At 27.2% G+C, this 26,741-nt stretch carries 25 protein-coding genes; 5 read left to right on the top strand and 20 right to left on the bottom strand.

The genetic code is table 11. The features are described from left to right. Positions 1-20: 20 nt before the first annotated feature. Positions 21-1,010 (bottom strand): adenosine deaminase, encoded by a 990-nt coding sequence (gene add / locus IC173_RS13020; protein WP_227483215.1) that lies wholly within the window; start codon positions 1,008-1,010, stop codon positions 21-23. Positions 1,011-1,280: 270 nt separating this feature from the next. On the opposite strand from add, the gene IC173_RS13015 reads away from it, so the two are divergent. Further along, complete coding sequence (locus IC173_RS13015) at positions 1,281-2,534, top strand: sodium/glutamate symporter (RefSeq protein WP_227483216.1); 1,254 nt, start codon at positions 1,281-1,283, stop codon at positions 2,532-2,534. A 96-nt stretch (positions 2,535-2,630) separates the two neighbouring features. Next, positions 2,631-2,855, top strand: coding sequence for a FeoA family protein (locus IC173_RS13010; RefSeq protein WP_003423664.1), 225 nt, complete (start codon positions 2,631-2,633; stop codon positions 2,853-2,855). A gap of 276 nt (positions 2,856-3,131) precedes the next feature. Here the strand turns inward: IC173_RS13010 and IC173_RS13005 are convergent, their stop codons facing one another. The 8 genes from IC173_RS13005 to IC173_RS12970 form a co-directional block, all read right to left on the bottom strand. Next, on the bottom strand, positions 3,132-3,575 hold the full coding sequence (locus IC173_RS13005; RefSeq protein WP_227855698.1) for a FlxA-like family protein: 444 nt from the start codon (positions 3,573-3,575) through the stop codon (positions 3,132-3,134). Between the two features lie 87 nt (positions 3,576-3,662). Further along, positions 3,663-5,048 (bottom strand): sensor histidine kinase, encoded by a 1,386-nt coding sequence (locus tag IC173_RS13000; protein WP_227855697.1) that lies wholly within the window; start codon positions 5,046-5,048, stop codon positions 3,663-3,665. A 1-nt stretch (position 5,049) separates the two neighbouring features. After that, positions 5,050-5,757, bottom strand: a complete 708-nt coding sequence (locus tag IC173_RS12995) for a LytR/AlgR family response regulator transcription factor (RefSeq protein ID WP_227845221.1) — start codon at positions 5,755-5,757, stop codon at positions 5,050-5,052. Between the two features lie 299 nt (positions 5,758-6,056). Then, positions 6,057-7,364: a sarcosine reductase complex component B subunit beta gene (gene grdF / locus IC173_RS12990; RefSeq protein ID WP_227855696.1), complete on the bottom strand. Its 1,308-nt coding sequence runs from the start codon at positions 7,362-7,364 to the stop codon at positions 6,057-6,059. 85 nt (positions 7,365-7,449) lie between these two features. Beyond that, on the bottom strand, positions 7,450-8,736 hold the full coding sequence (gene grdG, locus IC173_RS12985; RefSeq protein ID WP_227845220.1) for a sarcosine reductase complex component B subunit alpha: 1,287 nt from the start codon (positions 8,734-8,736) through the stop codon (positions 7,450-7,452). A gap of 279 nt (positions 8,737-9,015) precedes the next feature. Then, positions 9,016-10,341, bottom strand: coding sequence for a sigma-54-dependent transcriptional regulator (locus tag IC173_RS12980; protein ID WP_227433240.1), 1,326 nt, complete (start codon positions 10,339-10,341; stop codon positions 9,016-9,018). Further along, entirely contained in the window at positions 10,338-12,332 is a 1,995-nt protein-coding gene (locus IC173_RS12975; RefSeq protein WP_227433239.1) for an ATP-binding protein, read from the bottom strand. Before IC173_RS12975 ends, IC173_RS12980 begins: the two co-directional genes overlap by 4 nt. A gap of 83 nt (positions 12,333-12,415) precedes the next feature. Beyond that, positions 12,416-13,663, bottom strand: coding sequence for a GntP family permease (locus IC173_RS12970; RefSeq protein WP_227433238.1), 1,248 nt, complete (start codon positions 13,661-13,663; stop codon positions 12,416-12,418). Between the two features lie 237 nt (positions 13,664-13,900). Here IC173_RS12970 and IC173_RS12965 point away from each other — a divergent pair, with 237 nt between their 5' ends. Both IC173_RS12965 and IC173_RS12960 read left to right on the top strand, forming a co-directional pair. Beyond that, positions 13,901-14,446 (top strand): helix-turn-helix domain-containing protein, encoded by a 546-nt coding sequence (locus IC173_RS12965; RefSeq protein ID WP_227433237.1) that lies wholly within the window; start codon positions 13,901-13,903, stop codon positions 14,444-14,446. Between the two features lie 12 nt (positions 14,447-14,458). Continuing rightward, the gene (locus IC173_RS12960; protein ID WP_227433236.1) at positions 14,459-15,145 is read left to right on the top strand and encodes a YjjG family noncanonical pyrimidine nucleotidase; all 687 of its coding nucleotides are present in this window, start codon (positions 14,459-14,461) and stop codon (positions 15,143-15,145) included. Positions 15,146-15,254: 109 nt separating this feature from the next. Here IC173_RS12960 and IC173_RS12955 read toward each other — a convergent pair whose 3' ends face one another. From IC173_RS12955 to IC173_RS12940, 4 genes are all read right to left on the bottom strand, one after another. Beyond that, positions 15,255-15,875, bottom strand: a complete 621-nt coding sequence (locus IC173_RS12955; RefSeq protein WP_227433235.1) for a hypothetical protein — start codon at positions 15,873-15,875, stop codon at positions 15,255-15,257. After that, positions 15,862-16,887 (bottom strand): uroporphyrinogen decarboxylase family protein, encoded by a 1,026-nt coding sequence (locus tag IC173_RS12950; protein ID WP_227855695.1) that lies wholly within the window; start codon positions 16,885-16,887, stop codon positions 15,862-15,864. Before IC173_RS12950 ends, IC173_RS12955 begins: the two co-directional genes overlap by 14 nt. Position 16,888: 1 nt before the next feature. Beyond that, entirely contained in the window at positions 16,889-17,527 is a 639-nt protein-coding gene (locus tag IC173_RS12945) for a B12-binding domain-containing protein (RefSeq protein WP_227433233.1), read from the bottom strand. A gap of 194 nt (positions 17,528-17,721) precedes the next feature. Continuing rightward, entirely contained in the window at positions 17,722-18,873 is a 1,152-nt protein-coding gene (locus tag IC173_RS12940; protein WP_227433232.1) for a GNAT family N-acetyltransferase, read from the bottom strand. 440 nt (positions 18,874-19,313) lie between these two features. On the opposite strand from IC173_RS12940, the gene IC173_RS12935 reads away from it, so the two are divergent. After that, positions 19,314-20,126, top strand: coding sequence for an Mrp/NBP35 family ATP-binding protein (locus tag IC173_RS12935; RefSeq protein ID WP_227855694.1), 813 nt, complete (start codon positions 19,314-19,316; stop codon positions 20,124-20,126). A gap of 96 nt (positions 20,127-20,222) precedes the next feature. Here the strand turns inward: IC173_RS12935 and IC173_RS12930 are convergent, their stop codons facing one another. The 7 genes from IC173_RS12930 to IC173_RS12900 form a co-directional block, all read right to left on the bottom strand. Further along, positions 20,223-20,414, bottom strand: a complete 192-nt coding sequence (locus tag IC173_RS12930) for a hypothetical protein (RefSeq protein ID WP_227433230.1) — start codon at positions 20,412-20,414, stop codon at positions 20,223-20,225. A 159-nt stretch (positions 20,415-20,573) separates the two neighbouring features. Then, a complete protein-coding gene (locus IC173_RS12925; protein ID WP_227855693.1) occupies positions 20,574-21,785 on the bottom strand; it encodes a nitrogenase component 1 in 1,212 nt (403 codons plus the stop codon). 1 nt (position 21,786) lies between these two features. After that, positions 21,787-23,064, bottom strand: a complete 1,278-nt coding sequence (locus tag IC173_RS12920) for a nitrogenase component 1 (protein ID WP_227483230.1) — start codon at positions 23,062-23,064, stop codon at positions 21,787-21,789. A 106-nt stretch (positions 23,065-23,170) separates the two neighbouring features. After that, positions 23,171-23,965, bottom strand: coding sequence for an ABC transporter ATP-binding protein (locus IC173_RS12915; protein WP_227433227.1), 795 nt, complete (start codon positions 23,963-23,965; stop codon positions 23,171-23,173). Continuing rightward, positions 23,965-24,945, bottom strand: coding sequence for an iron ABC transporter permease (locus IC173_RS12910; protein ID WP_227855692.1), 981 nt, complete (start codon positions 24,943-24,945; stop codon positions 23,965-23,967). The genes IC173_RS12915 and IC173_RS12910 overlap by 1 nt, the downstream gene beginning before the upstream one ends. A gap of 16 nt (positions 24,946-24,961) precedes the next feature. Continuing rightward, the gene (locus IC173_RS12905) at positions 24,962-25,858 is read right to left on the bottom strand and encodes an ABC transporter substrate-binding protein (protein ID WP_227433225.1); all 897 of its coding nucleotides are present in this window, start codon (positions 25,856-25,858) and stop codon (positions 24,962-24,964) included. Between the two features lie 64 nt (positions 25,859-25,922). Then, entirely contained in the window at positions 25,923-26,672 is a 750-nt protein-coding gene (locus IC173_RS12900) for an AAA family ATPase (RefSeq protein WP_227433224.1), read from the bottom strand. Positions 26,673-26,741 lie beyond the last annotated feature (69 nt).

Below are 26,741 nucleotides of genomic sequence, written 5' to 3'. Positions count from 1 at the left end.
GTTATAGTTCATTTAACCTACTAAATTAGACTGTATAAATATTTTTTAGTCTCCTTATCTGCAAAACTTGCTTCTACTGTGTTTTTATAAATTATTTTATAGTCTTCTAAATTTAGATTAAATATATCAAATATTAGATTTAGTTCTGAATTTAAACTTATATCTGACACAGTTCTATTATCAGTATTTATGCTTACATTCAAATTATCTTTATAAAAATCGTAAAATGGATGACTTTTATAAGAATCTACTGTCTTAGTTTGTACATTACTGGTTGGACATATTTCCAGTAATACTTTTTTATTTTTAACTAAATCATATGCATATTTTTCTCCATTAATTTTTATACCATGGCCAATTCTATCTGCCTTTAAAATATTTATAGCATCTAATACATTTTTTCCACTTGCAGCTTCTCCTGCATGTACTGTAACTTTATATCCATAATCTCTTGCCAATTTAAAAGCTTCTTCATATTCACTGCAAAATCCGTCCTTCTCTGGACCACATAAATCTACTGCTACAACACCTCTATTTATAAAAGATTTACCTGCTTCAATTACCAACAATGCCTCTTCTGAGGTCATTGTTCTCATACAACCTAATATTAAATTCCCTTTTACATCATAAACACTTTCAGCATCTCTAATTCCTTCAACCACACTTTCAATTATACTTTTAGCACTCAACCCATTTTGAGTATGAAGTAATGGAGCAAATCTAATTTCTATATATTTAATATTTTCTTTACTTACATCCTCCAAAAGTTCAAAAGTAATTCTTTTTAAACTTTCTTTAGATTGCATAACTTTTAGAGGTAAATCAAATTTTTTTAAATATTCATCAAGTGAAGTACAATCATGTGGAACTTTTGATAATTTTTTTATTTCATCAATATTATCTGATGGTAAGTCTATTTTCTCTTTAAGTGCTATATCAAATATAGTTTCTACTCTAACACTTCCATCTAAATGGCAATGTAATTCTATCTTAGGTAAATTTTCAAACATTTTATCCTCCTTTTATACTTATAAATAATATATTCTATTGATAAGTTTTTAAGTCTTATTTCTATTATAACAATATACTAAAATTTTTCATGTTAAAAGCTGTGTATTAGTAAAATATTCTCATTTAATTTATAATTATCTAATTATATCCATTGATTTTTTTTAATATACATTTATTAATATACATTTGATAGTAAAAATTCCATTACATAATAATTTAAATTATATAAAGGCGATTTTAAATTTTTAAATTACAAAGGAGGACTTATTTTGATTACTTTAACTTTTAATACTATACAAACTTTAACCTTATCTATGCTATTCTTTTTAATTGGTAATCTGTTAAAGAATAAGATTAAATTTTTAAATAACTTCTGTATACCTGCACCAGTAATAGGAGGTCTATTATTTTGTTTTTTAAATTTATTTCTTAAATACTTTCATATAGCAGACATCTCTGTAAGTGGAAACTTAATGCCAAATTTCATAACTTTCTTTTTTACAACTATTGGACTTGAAATAAGCATAAACCTTATAAAAAAAGGTGGTAGTGTATTATTTAGATATTGGATTTTATGTGGAATATTAGCATTTTTTCAAAATATCATAGCCATATCAATATCAAAAATTATAAAACTTGAACCACTTTTAGGACTTATGTGCGGTAATGTATCTATGGAAGGTGGTCATGGTTACTCGGCTGCATTTGGGCTTACAATAGAAAGTCTTGGTATAAATGGTGCAGTTGGAGTTGGCTTATCGGCTGCAACAATAGGTCTTATTATAGGCGGGATATTGGGATGCCCTGTTGCTAGATTTCTAATAGAAAAGTATAAATTGCAACCTTCAACAAAAGCAGATTTATCAAGTCTTAAATATAAAAAAGATTCAATGAGAGTAATGAATAAATTTTTTAGAAACAGGAATAAAATAATCCAAAATAACTCGTCCCAAAAGATAACTCCTACTATATTTTTAGAGCAAGTTCTTCTTATATTTATTTGTATAAATACAGGAGAAATTATAAGCAGAATATTTTATATGACATGTAACATTCTTTTACCTTCTGTTGTGACTTGTATGTTTTCAGCAGTTATTTTCAGAAATTTAAATGACAAAATAAATATACTAGAGTTAAATTTTAAACTTATAGAGTTTCTAAAAGAACTTTCATTAGGAATTTTTCTAACATTATCACTTATGAATATAGATTTATTTGAATTATCAACATTATTGCCTCCAATTCTTCTAATAGTAACTTTTCAAGTAATCTTTATAATTTTATTTTCAATCTTTATTTGTTTTAAGATACTTGGAAAAGATTTTGATTCTGCCATCATAATAAGTGGCTTAATTGGACATGGAATAGGTGCTACTCCAAATGCTTTAGCCAATATGAGCTCTTTAACACAAAAATACGGAGATTCTCCAAAAGCGTTTTTGGTTGTTCCCTTAGTAAGTGGTTTTTTACTAGATGCCATTAGTATCCCTTGTATACTATTTTTTATAAACATACTGAGCTAGTATGTTTATTTTTTGTTATATATTGACAATTTAGCTTTTTTATTATATATTATAAGTATAGAACTTGATAATGATTTTCATTAGGAGGTGTTAATAATGACTGTTTACAACTTAAAACTTGGACAAAAGGGAATTATAGATAATATAGCTGGGAATGAAAAACTTATGAAGAGACTTCTTGCTTTAGGATTAATAGATGGCACTGAAGTTGAAGTAAAAAAAATAGCCCCTCTTAATGATCCTATAGTGATTAGATTTAGAGGATTTGATTTAGCTATTAGAAAATCTGATGCAAAAAATATAAATTTAAAAAATAATTAATATAAAATAAAAATAAGAAAAGAGATTTTAAAATCTCTTTTTTTATTTGCATTAAAAACATTTGTATTAGAACCATAAGTAATCTTAAGAAGATAGCCACTGACATTTATATTTGTTATAAAATTTAAAATAGAAATTCATAAATAGTAGTTATAAAGCTATATTTAAATTTGTATAAATATAGTATATTTATTTACATTTAATATATTTATATAATTATTACTTAAGAATATAAAATACTAATTAATATTTCAACAAGTTGATTTTCTAGATACACTATATAGGTCTATTAAATTTTACTTTTAAATTTTTATCGTCTTGAACAAGACTATAAGTATTGTCCCTTTGTTCTTCTTCATTGCTTTTTTCAAAAATATCATATGGTGTTTTTGCATTTTTATTATTAGAATTTTCTTCTTTTCTATCTAATGTACTATTCTTCACTTCAGAAACAGTATTTTGTCCTCCCTCTGACTCTTGTGCTTTCTTTTCTTTTAATTCTTGAATTTTACTTTCGATTTCTTTTATTTCTTTTTTAAAATTTTCTATTTTTGACTTAGCCATTTCATTATCAATACTTTTATCGTTTTTAACTTTCTCCAATTCTTCTTGCAATACTTTTTTTTGCTGTTCTAAACTTTGTATTTCACTTTGGTTATTACCTGAACTGTCTATATTAGACATCCTTGGTGTCTGACCACTTATACTTTCAATTTTCATTTTAGTAACCTCCTATTTCTATATGTTAAATTTTTCATTTATATATACTTTTATTTACATATATAATATTGGTTACAAATTCTATTTTCAAGTTAATTGTTCTGAAATGTCAGTATAGTGTAATGAAATAATTAGTAATATATTTATTTGAAAATAATCTGATGTATTCTCTATACTTATAGCTCCCTGGTATTTCTTAGCAACCTCTCTTATATTTGAAATTCCGATACCTGAACCACTTGTGTAATTATTTGCTGCATTATAACTATTCCTTATTTCTATCATAAAAAATCCACCATCTAGTTTAGTTGATAGTTTTAAATATCTATTTCGTTTATCTACAAATTTACAAGCTTTAATTGCATTGTCAATAGCATTGGCAAATACTATACAGAGGTCAACATCATTTATACTAGTATTACTTGGTATAATTACGTCACAATCCACCTGTATTCCTAATTGTTTTGCTATGCTTAATTTATTGTTGAAAAGGGCATCAATTACAACATTTCCTGTATTACAAGAAAATGATAGGTCACTGGTTATTTTTTCGAGTTTATTTAGGTACTCTTGTGCTTTTAAAATTTCGCCTTTTTTTAGCAATCCATTTACAATAGCTAAATGATTATTAAAATCATGCCTAAAAGACATCGTTTGTGACAATCGAGATTTTGCTTCTTCAATGTAATTTTTTTGAGAATGAATTTGTTGGTTTAAAATCGCCTTATTTTTATCTTCTTTTAAATATTGCATCAATTTCTTAAACTCAAATAAAGAGAAAAAAACACATATAATTCCAATTGAAGAAAAAAGGAAAGCTTGAATTTCTTTAGTAAGAGATGTATTCATTAATAATTTTACAGTTTGAAGTTTTGTATCGATATTTATCGTTGAACTTGAATAACCAGTATGCTCAAATGATTGCCAAAATAATATTATGAGTAACAATGGCATTATCAAAATTATTGAATATCTATCAAATTTTACAGTTTTAATATTAAATTTTTTAGCACTATACCAATATATAAATCCAACTATTATAATCGTAATAAAAAATGAAATCTCTGTATTTATAACAAATTTATAAATATTTATATCTGTATTATTTATAAATAGTAAGTAATTAAATGGAGCTATAAATCCATATGCTAACTGCTCAATTATATATACTAATAGAGATAATACTATAGATAAAACTGTAGATTTTTTTATTACATACTTTACAAACAAAAAAGTCAGTAGAAAAAATATAAGCCGTGAATAAAATAAATTATATAAATTAAAATATGTATTTATACTAATTGACAAAACTGATACTAACAAGTATAAACTACAGTCCCCAAATTTCGACTTAGTATTTGTAAAACTAATTAGAAAGTAATATTGCAATACTGCCATTAGACTTCTATCTACTGCAAAAACGAACAAAATACTATATTCTAATAATACATTAGAAGAAGATAAATTAGCCATGCTATCTCCTCCTATTTTTCATATTTTCAAGCATAGCTTCAGAAAATTCTTGTTGACGTAACCTAGAAACAGGTATCATATCTCCATTTTCCATAACTACATTACCATTTTCATAGCTATATACAGCTTGTAAATTAATTATATAACTACGATGACATCTAAAAAAATTTATTGGTAAACTTCTTTCTAGACTATCAATAGTTTCATAATAATCAATAATTTCTTTTTTTAAATGGATATAAATCTTTCTTTTTATAACTTCACAATATAAAATATCTGCTATTTTTAACCTCCAATATGAGTGCCCTTTTTGTATTGTTATATAATTTTTTTCATTACTATCCAGCTTTATAATTATTCTATCCATTGTCTTAGATAGTTTTTCATTAGATAATGGTTTGAGCAAGTAATTTATAGCATCTACTTCAAAAGCATCATATACAAATTCCTTTAAAACTGTCACAAAAATTATAAAACAATCATTATCATATGACCTTAGTTTTTTAGCTGCTTGCATTCCATTAATACCTTCCATCTGTATATCTAAAAAGATAATATCAAATAATTCATGATTATATAATAGAGTCTCAGCTTTATCAAAAAGCTCTATATTATATAATAAATTATTTTTATTCATATATAGCTCTATATTTTCTTTTAAATCATTTAGCATATACGATTCATCATCACAAATAGCAATTGAAATCAATATGTAACACCTTCTTTCTCATATTATTTTATTATATAAAGTTAACTTCTTTCTTTCAATTAATCTGTTCTAGTATGCTTAATATATGTTCCAAAGTGAATAACTTTACGTTTCATAGTATATCTAATTTAAATTTATGTATCAATACTCTAAATTTAATTTTCCATTCTAGTAAATTTAAAAACAAACAAATATATTTAATATTTTTAAATTACTTAATAAAAAAAGATATCATAAAATAATTTTTAAAAACTATTTCATGACATCTATTTTAATTTAAGTGTTGTGCTATATTTTTATTATTCAAATACTGTTTGGTCTTCTACATCTTCTTTTAATGAATTTAAGGCTTTTAAAACTATGTTCTTTCTAATTTTTTTACTTTCTTCTTCTCCTAGCTTTGGATTCCCAAGTGGGTATGGTATACCTACTGCTGGAACAATTCTATTTGCTCCTATTGTAAGTGATATTGGTACTACAGTACAAACATGGACAACTGCTATACCTGCTCTTTCAATCTCTTTTACCATCGTTGCTCCACAACGAGTACAAGTGCCTCATGTAGATGTTAAAATTACAGCCTCTACTTTATCTTCTACCAATTTTTTAGAAAATTCTTCTCCAAATCTCTTAGAATTACCCACACTTGTTCCAGTACCTGTAGTGGTTATAAAGTAATTTGCCAACTCTCCAATCACACCATCTTTTTCAAATTCTCTAACCACATCTAATGGCACAACTAAGTTTGGATTTTCAAGTACATATGCTCTATCATAACCTCCATGTATAGTTGTAAAATCTTTATTTGACATAGAATTCATACCTGTTAAATCATAAATACCATACTTAGTAGCACTTGAAGATTCGATTTTATCTGGATTATCAGTTGGAACTATCCCCCCAGAAGTTACTAATGCAAGTTTTATTTTAGATAAGTCTTTGATAGCCTTTACAGGTGTAACTCTATCGAATTCTGGCATTGGATATTCAGTTTCAAATTGTTCTCCATTCATTTTCTTAACCAGCATTTCAATTGCTCTTTCAGAACCTCTAAATTCATGGAAGAAATTTTTTCTTATTCCCCTCATTATATATCCTTCTACTTCGGGAGGTCCTACTTCTTCACCCTTAACTAATTTAATCCCTAGTCTTGACATTATTGGAACTACCTTTCTAAGACTAGCTGCTGAATTTCCTGTAGCTATTATGTGTAAATCTAGTTTAAACATATCTACACCTGGATTTTCTTTATACATTCCTGTAACTACAGGAATATTTAATTCTTCTTCAACAGCTTTACAAATAGTTCCACAGGCTACTCCATATCTCCCTGCATTAAATGCTGGCCCTGCAATAAATAAATTAGGTTTTTCTTCTTTTATCATTTTTAAAAGTTCTCTAGTAGCATTTTCAATATTTTCTCCAAAATATGTGTCTCCACAAATTACAGTTGAAACTATCTCTGCTTCATCTTTGAATTGACTTTGAAATGCCATTCCAGGTCCTACTACTCCCTTTCTTTTTTCTGGTGGAATATCTGCTTTTTCTTCTCCTCCTATACCAGCAAAGAAATTATTTATATAGTGAACAACTCTGATTTTACTCATATCTTAATCCTCCAAATCACTTTATAGTTATTACATCAATTAAGTTAATAATGGTATTAACAATAACCTATACTCAAATATTTATTTAATAATATCTTGCTGTCAAATGATTGTAACCATTTGCTATAGTTGATGCTATTATAATCTGTAATTCTGCATCCATACTTCCATCATCATTTAAGCATCCTTTATATCCACCAATCATCATTTCAACATAATCCAAAGTTCCTATAACTTTTTTCATAGCAGGAAAATGGACTACTAAGTTTCCCTGACCACAAGAAACAAGTGCATCTGCCTCTTTAGTAGCATCTGCTATAGATTGACTCTTTCCATCTTTTCCAGGAAACTCATCAGTTATTAAAACTACACTTGCTCCAACTTCACTACATTTTCTACAATTCATCATAAGGTCAGTGTCTGGATTTCCGTATCCTTCTTCTGTCACTAATACTCCATCAACCCCTAAAAATTCCACTAACTTTGCAACCATATCAGAACTTCTTTCTTTGTCAACTAAAAATACGTTTTCATTAGTTAAAATTACACCTATAAAATTCAAGTCTTTTCCATGTCTTTTATATAAGTCATGTATAACTGGATTATTTAAATGGTGAAAAGTAGTCACTTTATCACATGGTGCAACACAATTACCAGATATTATGGCTCCATCCATTATTTCACTTGGATACATAAATGTTGGAACTATTTGTTTAGCATCAACTCCATAATAATAAGTATCATGTAAAAGTCCCTGTGATTGCAACATATGAACATATGCTACTGTTGGTAGGTCTGGATATTCTTTCACTTGTTTTAATAGTGGTTTTGTTTCATATACTATTATTTCATCTGGTTCAATTTCCTTGCCTGCTTCTCCTATATAGGCACCTATCTTTAATCCAACTATTCTAGCTGCTTCTTCATAATCATGAGTTTCTATTCCCTCTTTTGCTTTTATAACAATACATACATTATTTGTTTTTGAAAAAGGTGTATATTTAGCAGTAGGACCACTCATATCAATTACACCTTCCTGAAACCCGACTATATTTCCACAAGTTATAACACAAGCTCCTGAAAGGACATGAGTTCTTCCACTTCCTACAGTCTTTACTTTGTTAATAATTCCAGGAAATATTTTGCTTTCATCTCCAATTTTAACCCTAGGTTCTATAACATCTTTAACTGGTGCTATTCTTATTGATTCACCAGGTCTCGCAAGTTCAACATTTACACTTACAATTCTTTCATCTTCTAAAGCTATCTGTTCTATTTCTTTACCATTCACATATAATATGCCATCTTTTACTTCTGTTTTCTCGCCAAATTCAACATTTTTTATAAATATATTCCCTAGCTCTAGCTTCATATGAAAATCCCCCTTAATACATTTAATCGCAATTAAAAATATCTATTATTACGTTTATTTATATATAAAGCATTTTATATGCCAATTATTTAAAATATAGCTTTTTTATGTTAATGCCATAGATATTTTCATTTTTTACTTATATAAACATTGAATTTACCTATAATTATTGTAAGTCTTAAATTTTAAAATTATAATAAAAAAAATAAGTAGAATTTTTCTACTTATCTTTTAATAATTGTGAGAAATTTTTTGCTCAGTATATGAGAAGTTTTTTTCTCACTTAATATTGTACTCTGATATTTTATTAGTTAATTGTCTTCTGCTAATCTCCAATTTTTTTGCTGTATTTGAAATATTATTTCCACATAGAGATAGAACCTTTTCAATATATTCACACTCAAATTCTTTTCTTATTTCTCTTAGAGGTCTAATACTTATTTTATCATCTATGTTTGTATTGTTTGATATTAAGTTTAAATTATCTTTTGATAACTTACTTCCTTCACTTAAAACTACTAATCTATTGATTATATTTTTTAATTCTCTTATATTACCTGGATAATCATAATTTATTAAAAAATCAACTACTTCTTTATCAATTGAGGATATTTTTTTATCATGTTCAATCTGGTATTTATTTAAGAAAAAGTCTATAAGTGTATTTAAATCCTCTCTTCTATTTCTTAAAGGTGGTATAGTTATTGTTATTGTACTTATTCTATAAAAAAAATCTTCTCTTATATTACCATTTAGTATTTCTATTTTAGGTTCTTTATTCATTGCACAAATTAATCTAAAATCAACTTTAATAGACTTGTTGCTTCCTATTCTCTCTATAGATTTATCTTCAAGTGTCCTTAACAATTTTACTTGTACATTTAGAGGTATATCTCCTATTTCATCTAAAAATAAAGTGCCCTTATTTGAAAGTTCAAATCTGCCTTTTCTATTATCTACTGCTCCAGTAAAAGAACCTTTTTCATGTCCAAATAACTCAGATTCTAATAAGTTTTCAGAAAAAGAACAACAGTTTACAGGTACAAATATTTCATCTCTTCTTGGACTTAGACTATGTATATATCTAGCTAAAACATCTTTTCCTACACCAGATTCTCCAAGAATTAGTATATTTACATCTTTACAAGCAGCCTTTTCTGCGATTTTTATTATATTATTAAAATCCTTATTTTTAGATTCTAAAGTAAAGTCCAAATTATTTTTTTGTGTACAAACTACTTCTTTTTCTGTTTTTACTTTCTCAATTTCTTCTAATAAAGTTTCAATAGGATTGCTTTTTATAAAATAAGATAAAGCTCCTCTTTTCATGGCTTCAACTGCATTTTCAATACTTCCATATCCAGTAACTAATATAACTTCTATATTTTTATTAATAGATTTAATTTTATCTAAAAGTTGTACTCCATCCATGTTTTTCATCATAACATCAGACAAAATCAAATCATAATTTTTATTTTTTTTGATAATACTCACAGCTTCTTCTCCACTTAGTGCTATATCTACCACATATCCATTCTTTTGCAAAATTTTTTTCATTATTGTCCCATACTCTAATTCATCATCAACTACTAGTATCTTCATCATATAGTCACCTCTTTATTTAGTGGAATTTTTATATAAAAACAAGTACCAACTCCCAATTGACTTTTGACACTTATATCTCCGTTATTCTTTTTAATCTCATTATATGTAATATACAATCCTAATCCAGTTCCTTCACCAATCGGCTTTGTAGTATAAAAAGGATTAAATATATCCTTTAAAACGTTTTCTTTTATACCATCACCATTGTCTTTAAAATCTATAAATAAACAGCGCTCTTTCACATAGCAATTTATAATAATTTTACCGCCTTTATGTACTGCATCTACTGAATTAGATATTAAATTTATAAATACATGTTTTAAAGACTCTCCATTTATGTAACACACTAAATCCTTATTGCAGTTTATATTTATTTCAACATCTTTTAACTGTAAAACTTTATACTGAAGCTTGACTATATTTTCAATAAAATTTCTTATATTTATATTTTCTAAACTATCATCTGATATTCTTGCAAAATTTAATAAGTTCGTTATTATATTACTTGCTCTATCTACATTACTTTCTATTGATTTTACACAATCATTTACCTCTTCTATAGTGACATTATCTTTTAAAAGATAACAATTATTTCTTATTATTCCTAGAGGGTTTCTTATCTCATGTGCTACTCCAGAAGCTAGTTGCCCTATAGATATCATTTTATTATCTCTCAACAACTTTGCTTCTATTATTTTATCATTAGTTATGTCTTTAATTAAAGCTACTATATATTCAACATTATTTTTTTTATATTCTACAGGGAAAGTACTTATTTTCAAAATTTTATTACTCAATTCTATTTCACTTGTTTCATGTGTATTTTCAGAAAATGTATTCTCAATAATATTTTTTATTATATCAATTAATTCTTCTTTTTTATATTGTGTCTCATTGATAAAATCATAGAATACTTTATTTGATTCAACTATATTGTAATTGTCATCTATAAGCATTATTATGTCTGTGATACTATTAAATGTAGCCTCTAAAGCCTTCTTATTTTCTATTACTTCTTCTGTTTTCCTTTTTATTTCTATTTTTAATAAATATGTATAACTATAAAAAATATAAATAGATATCAAAATTATGCCTATAAAAATATAAATGATTGGTATGACTCCTCTATCATATAATACATCATCAACTTCATTATATATAGAATACCATTTTTTATTTAAATCTTTATATACACCATTTTTCTGAAGTTTAAAAATTCCCTTATTTAAAATACCAACTAATTCTTCATATTGTTTAGGAACAGCGAGAACTGCCTTTTTGGTATAAATAGGAGTATTTAAAATACTATATTTATCTGAAAGTTCATAGTTTATTACATAGTATTGTAGTACTGGTTCATCACCAACAACTACATCTACTTTACCTGACATTAAATAATTGACTCCAGTCTTTATATCTGGAGTCAACACAATATCTATATTATCAACTCTTTGTTTCAAAAAGTTTATAGAATAGTCACCCTCTGGTATTGCTATTGTTTTTCCTTTTAAATCTCTATAACTATTTATATTCTGTGATTTTTTATCTTTCAATATATTTGCGCTTAACGTATAAATTGGGTCAGTAAATACAAACTTATTTGCTCTTTCTTTTGATGGAATTAAGTCAAAAAATCTTATACTATCATCCACTGGATTTACAAAGGATTCTTTCCACCATGTATTTGGTTTAAAATAGAAATCTCTCCCTATTTGGATTGATAGGGAATTAATTAAATCAACAACAATTCCTTTGTATTGACCATCTTCTTGACCTTTATATCTAAGAGGAGGAGAGCTCTGGTCAGAACTATAAACTAAATTTTCATGTTTTTTTAGCCATTGTTTTTCCTCTTCTGTAAATGGAAGTGATTTCTTAACATATTCAAATATATTCAAATTATACTCCATACCTACATACATATTTGCGAGTAAAACTACAACTAAAAATGAATAAATAATCCCTATAATTACTATCTTTTTTTTATTCACCTTAAAACTCCAATCTTTCTTTTTTATATAAATTCAATATTTAATAACAAAATCCTACTTTTTTCATTAAATATTTATATTTATTATAAGATTAATTGTATAGATGTTGAAACTATAGTCATTACTATTCCTATTAGTGCTTCATACGGAATCAATTTAAATCTTTCACCTATATCCATATTTATACTACCTGCACTAGTATGAAATAATGAACCATGTGGTAATTGTTCAAATACACTAGAACCTGCATTAACAATTGATGCACCTGAAATTGGCGATAATCCACCACTTAATATAGCATCAGAAAAAGTTGATGATGCTATAGTAGCTCCAGCTGTTGATGATGCTGTTGCCAGTGACATAAGTATACCTGAAATTGGTGCTAATAAAAATTGTGACATATTTAAATATTGTAGTATACCTATTGTACTCTGTTGTAATTCAGACATTTGTATAATACCTGCAATAGTCCCTGTTCCGAGTAATAATATGCATACACCTTGCATCTTAGATAATCCAAAAGATAAATACTCTCTTGTATTCTTCAAATTTCCTGTAGCTATTAAGGTCGCTACTCCTCCTATAGGAAGTGCAACCATAGGGTCTATTACTATAGGTGATATATTTCCTAAAAACAATAAAAATATAGCTACAATTGGACCACAGAATGACTTAAACAAACTTGGTAAGTCCTCTCTTTGCTCCAAGAGTTCATATGATTCCACCTTGTTTCCTTTATTTATTAATAAACTTGCCAAAACAACTGTAATCACAATACCAACAATTGCTGGAATTACGTTTGCTATCATAACACTAGATAGATTTACAGAAAAATTTCCTGCTACCGCAATGGTATTTGGATTTGGTGATATTATATTACCTGCTTTACCTCCACCTAACATAGCTAAAAGTATTGCTAATTTAGAGTAGTTTAATTTTCTTCCTATGTATAAGCCTATTGGTGCTACAGTTATTACAGATACATCCAAATTTACACCTACTCCTGCAAGTACCATTGTTGAAGCAGCTATAGAAAGTAAGGCTCTCTTTTCTCCTAATATCTTTACGATTTGTTCTGATATTTTATCAACTGCTCCTGTTTTTATTAGACTTCCAGCCAATACACCTGATGCTAAAGCTCTAAGAATTGATGGTGAGATATTCATAGCTCCAGTTGCCATAAAATCTACAGTTTCTGTTATACTCGCTCCTCCAATTATTCCCCCAACAAATGCCCCTAACATTAAACTATATACAGCTTGAAATTTCTTTATAATTAAAATAATTGCTACTAATAAGCCAAATATAGCTCCAAAAGTTGTTATTTGCACACTATTCCCTCCTATCTTAAAGTAAGTTAATTATTTTTTACTTAATTTAATTTTATTTAAATATATTTTAAGTATTCTGTATCCACTTGTCAATTATATTTTAATTTATTCAATTAGATTTAACATTATTTATTCAAAATTATATCTTATATGTTATAATGATTTCATACTATATAATCTTTTTATTTAGGTTATTTTAAAGTAATATTTTTAAAACGAAAAAGAGAGGATATTTATATGAATGATTTAAATTTAGGAGAAAAAATAGCTGAAGTTCGAAAAAAACAAAATCTAAGTATTCGAGATTTAGCAAAACTAGCAGATGTTACACCATCATTATTGAGTCAAATAGAACGAGGTCTTGCTAATCCATCTGTAAACTCATTAAAATCTATAGCCTCTTCTCTAAATGTTCCTCTATTTACATTTTTTGTATCTGAAGTAGATAAAAAAAGTTTAATAGTGAGACGCGATAGTAGAAAGAAAGTTATTTTACCTGGAAGTAATGATGTTGTATATGAAGTTTTAATTCCAGATTCTAGTGGTAACTTAGAATTTGCTATTATGGATTTGGCTCCAAATACATCTTCTTGTGTTGATAGAATTACTCATAATGGAGATGAAATTGCATACATTTTAGAAGGAGAAGTCAAACTATTTATGGATGATGATGAATTTACTCTATTCAAAGGTGATAGTGTTAAGATTCCTCTAGGAACAAAGCACAAATGGCAAAATGATTCTAATAGTGAAAGTAAAGTAGTTTTTGCAGTTATACTATAAAGGGTATACCTTATGAAGAGATATAAATTTATATTTTTTGATGCAGATGATACTTTATTTGATTTTAAAAAGAGTGAATCTTATGCTTTCAAGAAACTTTTATCTAAATTTGGATTGGATTTTAACTTTGAAAAATGTATAAAAATATATAGAAATATAAGTGATAAGCTTTGGCTTGACCTTGAAAAAAACACTATAACTTTAGATGAGCTTAAGCTACTTAGATTTGAACTTTTTGCAAAGGAAATGAAATTAAATGTTGACCCTATAATTCTTAGTAAAATGTACTTAAATCTTTTGTCAGAATGTACTTTTTTAATGCCAGGTACACTTGATGTATTGCCATACCTTAAAAGTAAATATAAAATTATCATAATAACAAACGGAATTTCTAAAGTCCAAAATAATAGGCTTAAAAACTCAGAAATAAAAAAATATATTGATGGAATGATTGTATCAGAAGAAGTAAAAGTATCAAAACCGAATCCAGAAATATTTAAATATGCATTTAAAAAGTTTAAGTGTTATGATAAAACTTCGGCTTTGATGATTGGTGATAGTTTAACTTCAGATATATTAGGAGGAATAAATTCAGGAATAGATACTTGTTGGTTAAACTCCAATAACAGTATAAATTATACTAGTTCTATACCAACTTATGAAATAAACACTCTCATTGAATTAAAAAATTTATTATAATTTATAAGTAGAATCTTATTATTTTGCAATAATTTTTTTAGCTAGCGTATCTTTAAGCTAAAAAAATTATTGCAACTTGCCAATATCAACTTTAATCTTGTAAAAATTTCTAAAAACACTTTCTAATACATTTACTGCATCTTGATTCAGTATTTTCCTTATCACCCATTAATATGAGCATCGCGACACTTTTTATAGGAGCCAATTGATGATAATCATTGATTTTTATTTCCAAATTATTGTATTTATTTTTTATATATTCATAAATGTCTTTTTGATTTTCAACTTTAAAATCTTTATCTCCTGGATATATCTCGTATGATATATTGAGATTACTATAGGTTTCCTTTAAATACATTTTTATTTTTTCATTAATGTAATCTAAACATACTACACCTATTTTGTCTAGTGCTAGACCTGCCATCATATTACAATTTTTCATGTAGTCGTTCATCTTAATATCAATTTTATCTCCTATAGTATATAAAATAGCAAATGCCTTTTTACACTCTTTAGGCATTTTATCAGTATCAATTTCACTTATATAAACTTTAATATTCAATATGCTTTTTATACTTTTTATTTCTTCTTCAACTATTTCATTAATCATTTCTGGAACTTTTCTATTAGAATATCCCAAAAACTTTAGCACTGTAGCTTTATTTATATAAATATTTTCTAAATCTATAAATTCTAAATAAGGCATATTTTTACTGTTATTCCAACTCATTCATATCAATCCTATCTAATTCTTTATAACTAATTCTGCCTGCTTTTATGGCTGCTTGTAAATTTTCTACTGGTGTTGTATTTAAACAGTTACAACCAAAATCGCATAGGAAATTATCATACTTTCTCATCTTTTTTAACAACTTTAGTGTTTCCTTTGTGATTTTATCAGGTGTAGAACGTCCAAGAAGTTTTATTGGGTCTAAATTTCCAATTAAAACTATATCTTTTGGAATTCTTGGTGCAATCTCTTCATAGTCTAGAATTTGGTCTAAACTTACTGCATCTACATTGCAACTCAACATATCATCTAACAACTCTCTTGTGTCTCCACATATATGCATACCTTTCCAACAATCAAGTTCATCATATATCTCATTTAAATTTTTTACTATATATTCATTAAATCTAGCTTTGTTTAAAGTTACTGATGTTGGCTCTGCTATTGAAATATATTTTGCACCTGCTTTATTTGCAGCCACAGCATATCGCCTTACTAACTCAGTAGTGAATTCTAATAACTCCTCCACAAATTTTTTATCAGTTATTATACACCTTAAAAGTTGTGTAGCCCCAGCTAATTGACCTGCAAGAGTAAATGGACCTTGTATTGATTCATATAATGGTTTTTTTATAGTTTTTGATATTAGTGACAAGCTTTCTAGATTGAGTGGCATACGTCCACTTGTATAAGGGTCTGGTACATCTAATTTTCTTAACTTTTCACTATCTGTTATTGTATGTGTCAATACACTTGGAAAATCGTAATCTGGTCTTAGTGTCTCTAAGCCCAGAGTCTCACAAAATGTAATTCCATCACAAAATGAATATATAAAATCTGATTCAAAATATTTGTCCATAGTTCTTGCTAATTCCAATTGTAAATCTACACTATCATATACTTCATATGCTTTTTTATTTATTAAAAATAAACCATTTGTACCCATATCAGGCAGGAAAAATCCTCTATCTTCACTATTTATATATTGCAATAAAGTCATATCTGAAAACATTCTAAATTTCTCCTCCTATAAGTTTGTCTATTAATTTAACTGCTTTTGGAGCATTTGGACTATATCCATCTGCACCTATCTCTTCTGCAAAATCCATACTTACAGGACCTCCACCAATTATTACCTTTGGCCTTTTACTTAAATTAAGTCTATTAAGCTTATTTATTACTGATTTCATGTTTTCCATTGTCGTTGTCATCATTGAAGATAAACCTATTATATCTACATTGTTTTTTATAGCTTCTTCTATTATATCTTCGCTTTTTCTATTTACACCTAAATCAATTACTTTATATCCAGTAGCTTCAACCATTACTTTTACAATATTTTTTCCAATCTCGTGGGTGTCACCTTCTACTACAGACATTAAAATTACTCCCTTTGATTTTTTCTTTATCTTTCCAGTGCCCTTTAAGATGCTAATACCTTTGTTTAATGCATCTGTACATACTATCACTTCTGAAAGATAGTATTCTTTATTCTCAAACTTATCTAAAGCACCTATCATACCCTTGTTTAACCCATATTCATATATATCCTCTACATTAATATTTTCCTCTATAGCGTCTTTTACCAACTCTTCTATATTATTTACACCCATATTTAATATACATTCTGCTATTTTTTCAAGTATGTCCATATAATACTCATCCTTTCAAATTCCTTCATAAAAGTACTTTTCCAACACTCATTGAACTAATCTTCCATACCAAATAACTTTATACTCAAGTTACTTGATGTAGGTAATCTCTTCTTTGATTAGCTAATTGAATCAACTTCTTTAAGCCATCTCTAAGAACATTTCTTTTAAATCTTAGGCAAAAAGTATAATAATTATTGGTAGTTTAAATTTGCAGTCCATGGAAAATCTATAGGAAATACTTTTGTAGTAAATTCATATATTTTTTTTAAATGTTTAAATTCATTGTATTGTTCTTCATTTCTTTCGAAAAATAGCTTGTTAAGTTTATCTAAACTTTCTATCATAAGCTCCTCTTCCTTATATTTGATGATATATTTATTTTCAACTTGTTTAAACTCAATATGCTCTAATAGTTCAGAATCTACATATTGATTAAAATAACCTTTTAAATTATCACATAATTTACTGTAATTTATTATTTTAATTGTTCCTTGTTGATAATCTAAAGACTTTAGTTCATTACATCCTAATTGGTCCTTTAGATTTCTTACATGTACCTTATAGTCTAAATACTCTAAACCAAATTTATTCGTAACATATTTTAATATATTTTCAACATTTATATTATTCACTCCTATTTCAACCACTTCTCCTATAATAGAACCTTCTTTTTTTATTGTTCTTATTATTAAATATCCTATTATATTACTATTTTCTTTTATAAATACTTTCTTATAATCAATTGGCCCCCAAGCAATAGTAGCTGCATGTAATAATTTTTTAAATTCATCTCTCGTTCTTATAAATCTAGTACTATTTTGATTATATAATTCAATCATTTTATCTAAATCAGCATCTTTTTCAAAATTAGTTTCATCAAATTCAACTATTTCATATGGTATTTCAATATTTTCTGGCTTTATTGTATATTTATAGAAACTCTTCACTACACTACAGTTTCTTCTACTATATAAACTTCTTGTCCCTGAAATAATTAAAACATCTACACCATCAGAAAACATTTTTTCTTCTGCTTTATCTAGTATTTTAGATGAATATCCCTTCTTCTCATAATCTGGATGTGTGCATACTCCACCTATAGCTGCAACCTTTAGTTTATTTCCTTGAATAGATACATCTTGTACCAAATAGTTTACATCTGAAACTACTTTTTCATTTTCTGATATTATAATCATATTTTCTATGTTATCTTTATTCAATAAAAGTGGAAACTCTTCCACCATAGTTGGCTTATAGTTTCTTGATATTCTAAACACATAGTTTATTAATCCTGTTACTTTATCAAACTCTTCTACTTTTGCACTTCTTGGTTTTATTTCCATCTATATTCCTCCTGATGTTATTTAAAATATTTCAATGCTATAATTTTTAGTAAAATATTTATTACCACATTTTTAAATTTATCACTACATTTCTAATTATATCTTTTTTCTTCATGATTTTTAATTGTTTTTCAACAAACTTCTATAAAAAATATATATAATTCCCAGTTATACTTATAAAATGACCATTTATGTATAATATATTGAAATATTTCCTATATGTTTATATGATTAAACTCTATAGGTCAATTGAAACAACCATTTTATTGAGAAGGTTATATTTTTTTATTACCTTCTTTTTTTTATAATAAATTACTATTTGATTAATAGAAAATATTCTAAGTTCCTTTTAAATAATGACTTTATTGTTTAATTGTACTAAAATAGTATATGTAGGTTACAAATAATCTAATAAATACTAAACATTGGAGGTAATAGATATGGCAGATTGTAATTCATGTCTATCAAAGGGAAATTGTAATAGTCAATCAAATTGTTCTATTGAAAATAACCCTAACAATAAATTCGGAAAAATAATTGGTGTTATGAGTGGGAAAGGTGGAGTTGGTAAATCGACTGTAACTGCTTTACTTGCTAATAAGCTAAATAAAATGGGATATAAAGTTGGTATATTAGACTCTGATATAACAGGACCAAGTATTCCTAGACTTATGGGTCTAAAAAATGTAAAAGCTTATTCTGATGGTTCTTATATTTATCCTGTAGAAAATTCAAATAACATAAAAGTAATGTCTATAAATCTTATGATAGATGATGAAAATGAACCTGTTGTTTGGAGAGGACCTCTAGTTGGAGGAGTTGTAAAACAATTTTATACTGATGTACTTTGGGAAGAACTAGACTATTTACTTATAGACATGCCCCCAGGCACTGGAGATGTTGCATTAACAGTTATGCAATCTATACCTATAAGTGGAATAGTTATGGTTTCAATTCCTCAAGATTTGGTATCTATGATTGTATCAAAAGCTGTTAATATGGCTAAAAAAATGAACATAAATGTTCTTGGAGTTATTGAGAATATGAGTTATATTCAATGTCCTGATTGTTCTAAAAAAATCAAACTATTTGATGGTGACTCTACTGAAAAGTTTTTAAATGATTTAGATTTAAAACTTCTAGGTGAACTTCCTATGACTAAAGAAATCATAGATATTACTCATAATGGTGTTACAGACATTAGTAATGATTTAGACTCAATATTAACTGATATTGTTGAAAATATCAAATAGATATAAATTAAAATTTTATAGTTTTACACTCTAATACTAAAAGAGGTGTGTATTTATTTTGTAATATTACAAATAAAATACACACCTCTTTTACATCTATCTATGTTTTAAATACACAAAATATTCTTCTATTATATCTCCATTTTTCACTTTTACTAAGTATTCATTATAGTGAGCATTGTATGGCTGTGTCATTTTACACTCTACTACATTTTCTATATCTTCCAATTCTAAGAGTTCTACATCTTTTAAAAATTTTCTTTCTAAAAGCTCCATTAGTCTTTCCATAACCTATTCCCCCACTTCTCCAGCATAATTAAAATAAAGCAAGTAAATTATCTATTTATAAAATTTACTTATTTATATTATATCCCATATCTTACAAATCCTAACAGAATTCATAAATTATTGTGAGAAAATATGTATTAACCTTTTAATAAATCTATCTTATAGTGATATATTAAGTATTCTTTCAATTATGTAAAGCACTCCTCTTAGTCCAATAAATGGTGTATATGGATATATATTTACACTTTTTAGGTTTGGATTACTTATCTGTATATCTAACTTTGAATTGTGACTCATATCAATACTAGTACCATCTCCAAATAAAACCAATAACTCATTTTCTTTTAAATATTTATTTCTTTCTAACTCATTATTTCCAATATATACAGATTCGTCATTACAATCTGTATTATGCAATATATTAACTCTATCAACTTCAAGACCTAATTCATTCAATAAATCTTTAAATCCTAAAGCAGTGTCATAATCTCCAAATACAGCACATTTTTTGCTTTCCTTATAAAAATAAAACTTCCTTTTTATATTAAATACTTGTCTTTTTATGTTAGATACTTCAGCTTCATAAGCACTTTTATCCAAATCCCACATAGTTACTTTTTGTATGTCTTTAATAAATTCTTCAGTATTTTTTATTCCATAAGGCTTTTTATACACATAAGGTATATTGTACTTATCCTTCATAAAAGTGGCTGCTTTAATACCTTCTTTCCTAAGTACTATATTTAAACTAGATTTAGATGCATTTTCTATTTCATCTATTGATGTGTATGATGTAAAGGTTACATTTACTTCTTTTTTGAAAAAAGTCTTTATCATCCTTTTAATTTCTTCACAATCTGATAAAAAGTTATATTGGTCTATATTACATCCAATTATATTAAAACTATCAATTTTTTCATTGCTCTCTTTTACTACATCCTTTGCTAATATATAAAGAAAATCTTCAACTCCTTGATTATAATCTTCTCTTAATCCACCTGTTGTAATTGGGATTAACTTACAGTTTACAGAATCACTTATGATATTGCAGATTCCTACTATATCCACACCTATAATAGAAGATACAGATGAAGCCATTACAAATATATATTTTGGGTTAATATCATTATCTATTTCAATTATAGCCTTTTCTAATCTATCATAATTTCCAAACGTAACATCACTTTCACTCATATGAGTTGAATAAATCTTTGCTTTGTCTTCTCCATTTAAACTTCCAATTGCTTCTATCGCATAGTGAGTTGTTCCTGATGGGCCAAATTCTATGACACAGGCTTCACTTATTGATGATACTGTAAATATTATTCCCATTCTATCAGAAGGATTTGGAAAATATTTATATACTTCCATATTAAATCACTTCCTTTCTTGTAACTTTCTCCACATCAAACAATTTAATTAAAGTTTCCATTATGCCTATTGGAAGCTCAAACCCTATTTTTTGTGCATGTTCGTCTAACGTTATTTGCATAAGTCCTTTTTCTTTTAATAACATTGGATTTTCATGGCCTATATAAATATCTGCATTTATAGTATCATACAAACTTCTAAGTGGAGCTATATTCGCAATTCTGCTTATATATGGATTGTGTCCTTTTTTTATTATGTTGTCTTTAAATAAACCATCTTGTTCATAAAGTTCACGCACTTGTATAAATTCTGGCACTAACCCTAATTCTGTTAAGAAATCCACTGTTTCAAACACCATCATTGGTGTATTCCCATAAATTAGCTTTTTACCTTCCATTAGAAGTCTACATTTATTCAATAACAAATTATATTTTTGTCTTTGTTCTAATAATTCATCTTGTACATCTATATCTAAAATGTTACAAAGTTTATTATAGTTTTCCATTATAATTGACTCTTTCATGTTTTTATCAAAATATATGTATTCTATTCCAAATTTATTTTTCATATCTTCTGCTAAATCCAATGCTATCATGTCTGTTACTATATTTAATTTAGCACTAGATGCACTTTTTATATCTCTTATAGTACATTTAGATGGTATTACACAATTTATTTTTACGCCTTCTTTAAAAAGTAACTTTACAAGCTCTGTATCTTCTACATTCTCTTGTCTATGCCCTAAAATATTAACACCTTTTTTATTTGTATGATTCTCCATAACTGATGATAAACTCTTTAAAGCTCTAGTCATTCCAATTATATGAGAATTACAAGTATAATGTTCGGTATTAACTGCTAAAACAGGGATACCTATCAGTTCTTCCAATTCCTCAGATAAAGCATTATAATCCTCACCTATTAACTCTGGTACACATGTAGTTACTATCATTATTGCATCAAACTTTTCAACTTCTGAAATATACTTTACAGCTTCTATTACTTTTTTTTCTGCACCAAAAACTATATCTTTATCTTTTAGAACTACTGAATAAACACTATCTTGACCAGACTGTCTATGATATGCAAAGTTTTTACTATAATAAGTACATTCATTTGTTCCTACTATCACAAGAGCCATGTTTTTTATATATGATGCAGTTAATACAACTCCAAACAATGGACAATGAGTCCCTGGAAACACAGCATATGATAAAGATTTTATATCTTTATCATATGCTATATCTTTTAATCTATTTAATACATTTAAAGTATACATATTTTTTCCTTTCCAATCCTATTACTTATACAACTTTATAAATTTAAAGTTACACTTATATTACTTTTTATATTTTTAAACTGTGCTCATTTCAAATGTTAAAACTTTATATACTACTAGTTCTTCTACATAACATTATTGGATGAATCCTAGGCTTTTTGCTAATTGGGTCTATATCTATATCACATTTTACCTTATAAACATCTTTTATTATTTCTTCACTTATTACGTTATTAGGATGGCCATCCGCTACTATAGCACCATTATTCATAATAATAAGTCTGTCACTGTATTTGCTCGCTTGATTTATATCATGTAGAACCATAATTATAGTCATTCCAAATTTTTTATTTATATCTTTTACAAGTTCCATTAGTTCTAATTGATGAGATATATCTAAATATGTTGTAGGTTCATCTAATAAAAGTATATCTGGCTTTTGACAAAGTGCCATCGCTAACCATACTCTTTGTCTTTCTCCTCCAGATAAATTGCTTACCAATTTATCTTTATATGCTTCAAGACCTGTATTTCTCATTGCCCAATTTACTATCTCTTCATCATTTTTATTTTTACTTTCAAAAAAACCTTTATGTGGTATTCTTCCATAATATATTAAATCCTTTACTTTTATATCCTTTAAGGAGGCATTATGTTGAGCTAATAATGCCACTTTCCTCGAAATTTCTTTATTACTCATGACTTTCATATTTTTCTTACCAATATATATGTCACCCTGTTTAATTTTCAAAATTCTAGATAAGGATTTAAGTAGCGTAGATTTTCCTGAACCATTTGGACCTAATATAGAAACTACTTCTTTTTCCTTAATGCTCACACTCAGATTGTCTATGATAATCTTATCTTCATAACCTATTTTGACATTTTTTACATTGAACATTAATAACCGCCTCTCTTTCTTAATAAATATAAGAAGAATGGACCCCCTATTATAGACATAATAACGCCTACTGGAATCTCTATAGAGCCTCCTATTGTTCTTGCTAATGTATCTGCAATTAATAATACTATACTCCCTAGTACTATACTAAATGGTATCGTATATTTATGGTCACTACCAAGCAACATACGAGTTATATGTGGTACTATAAGACCCACAAAGCTGATGACACCAACTATAGAGGTAGAAACACCTGCTAAAAATATAGCTACTAATGAGATTAGAAACCTACTTTTATTTACATTGAAGCCAAGATTTGTAGCTGCGTCATCTCCTAGTTGTAGTACATTTGCGCTTCTGATAAGTAAAATTGATCCTATCAATCCTATAACAGAATACCATATTAGCATATTTACATCTAACCAAGTCTTTGTGGCTAAACTTCCGTTTAACCACAACATTGCACTTTGAATTCTTTCACTATACATAGTTGATAAATACGATATAACACCACCTAATATAGTGTTTACAGCGACTCCAGCTAGTATAATTCGCTCTGGTCTAAGCCCATTTTTATACGCCATCAAATATACTACTCCACAAGATATGAGTCCTCCTATAAAAGCAACTATTGGTAACATACTTGTATATTGTGGAAATAAAAGCAATATTATAATAGCAGCTACACTTGCTCCTGTAGATATACCTGTTATACCAGGGTCTGCTAATGGATTTTTCATAACAGCTTGTAACAATAATCCTGAAACTGCTAGATTTGCACCAACTAACGCTGCTAAAATATTTCTAGGCAACCTCATTTTATAAACTATTGTAGTAACCATTGTATTATTTTCATTTATCAATGCATCAAATATTTCCCCAATACTTAAATTTACACTCCCTACAGTAGAAAAAACAATTAATAAAATAATTACAGTTATCAACCCTGTAAATATCAATAAGACTTTTTTATTATCCATATTATTCACCTAAAATCTATTTATCTCCATATAAGATATCTCCCAGTTTATTTATTGAATCTTTGACATGTATATTTGCTGATACATTAAATATACTTGAGTCTAAATCTATAACTTTTCCATTTTTCACTGCATTCAATGTAGCCCATGCAGGATTTTTATCAAAAGAATCATCAAATGCTTTTTTAGTCTCTTCTATATTCCCATGTGCAAATCTAAGTATGTAATCTGGATTTTCTTTTATAATTTGTTCTAAGCTAAATTGTATATAATCTGAATCCACACTATCTGTTAAGTTATCAGCTATATTTTCAGCACCTACTGTTTTAACCAAATCACCAAGATATGAGCTCTTTGTAGCTAGCATAAAACTATTTCCACCACCAAATAAAATAGCTACTCTTGGTTTTTTATCCTGTTTTTTTGATTTTTCTACGACCAATTCTTCTACTCCTTTTAGCTCTTTTATAAGTTTTTCTGCTTCATCTTGTTTATTTATTTTATTACCTAAATTTTCTATACTTTTAAGAAACTTTGTGTATGTTCCAGTTTCAAAATAGAATGTATCTAGGTTATATTCTTTCATACTCTTCTCAACATTTTCTTTAAACATACTATCAACTATAAATACATCTGGCTCAAGAGATGCTACAATTTCTAAGTCAGGATTCATAGCTTGTCCTACTTCTGGTAGATTTTTATATTTTTCTGGCAATTCAGATTTAGTCGTTGGAATACCTACTAAAGTAGCATCTAATTTATCTAGTACTTGTGTTGCTGCTACTGTGGCTGAAACAACTTTTACGTTGTTATTTGACTCCTTATTTGCAGACTCATCATTTGATGGTTTTGAGCATCCTGTTAATATTAATGCGCTAAGTAAAAATACTGAACATATCTTTTTAAATTTCATAAAAATTTCCTCCATAATAAACTTTATTTTAAATCTGTATTTTCTATTTTAATCTTATATTTATCTAGTTACTTTGCATAATCTTATTTGCAAGTTCTATATATACTTGTGACATTTCATCATCTTTATCTTCTTCTATAACGGTTCTTCCATTATTCTCAGACTGTTGCATGATTTTATTTCTTGGGATATAGTGAAAAACTTTACTTTTTATTTCATCAGCCAATTTTTCAACTAATTCTATTTCATTCTCAACATTTTTAGCGTTTAATATGAGTCCTTTTAAAGAAGCATATCCTCTATTTTTAAATTGCTCTACAGCTAAAGATATATTACTAGCAGCATACATTGACATCATTTCTCCAGAAGTTACTATATACACTTCATTTGCAAATCCATTTCTTATTGGCATTGAAAATCCTCCACAAACAACGTCTCCAAGTACATCGTAAATTACTACATCTGGATTATATATTTCAAACGCCTTTAATTCTTCTAATTTTTCAAAGGCCGCTATTATGCCTCTTCCAGCGCAACCTACTCCTGGAGTTGGGCCTCCTGCTTCAATACATAATACTCCACCATATCCTTCAAATACTATGTCTTCAAGTTTTAAATCATCTTTCTTCTCTTTCATTACATTTAGAACTGTTGGTATAAATTTTCCTTTCATTAAATTTTTAGTAGAATCTGATTTAGGGTCACATCCTATTTGCATAACCTTATATCCTAAATGAGAAAGTGATGCAGATAAATTGGAAGTTGTTGTTGATTTTCCAATTCCTCCCTTCCCATAAATAGCTATTTTTTTCATTGACTTTTTACCTCTCTTACATCATAATATTATTTAACGAAATTAATTATCATTCGCAATAACTATTTT

This window comes from Clostridioides sp. ES-S-0048-02 (assembly GCF_020658495.1).
Classification (GTDB): domain Bacteria; phylum Bacillota; class Clostridia; order Peptostreptococcales; family Peptostreptococcaceae; genus Clostridioides.
Note: the sequence above shows the minus strand (reverse complement) of the source record. Positions and strands in the feature narration are given on the sequence as shown.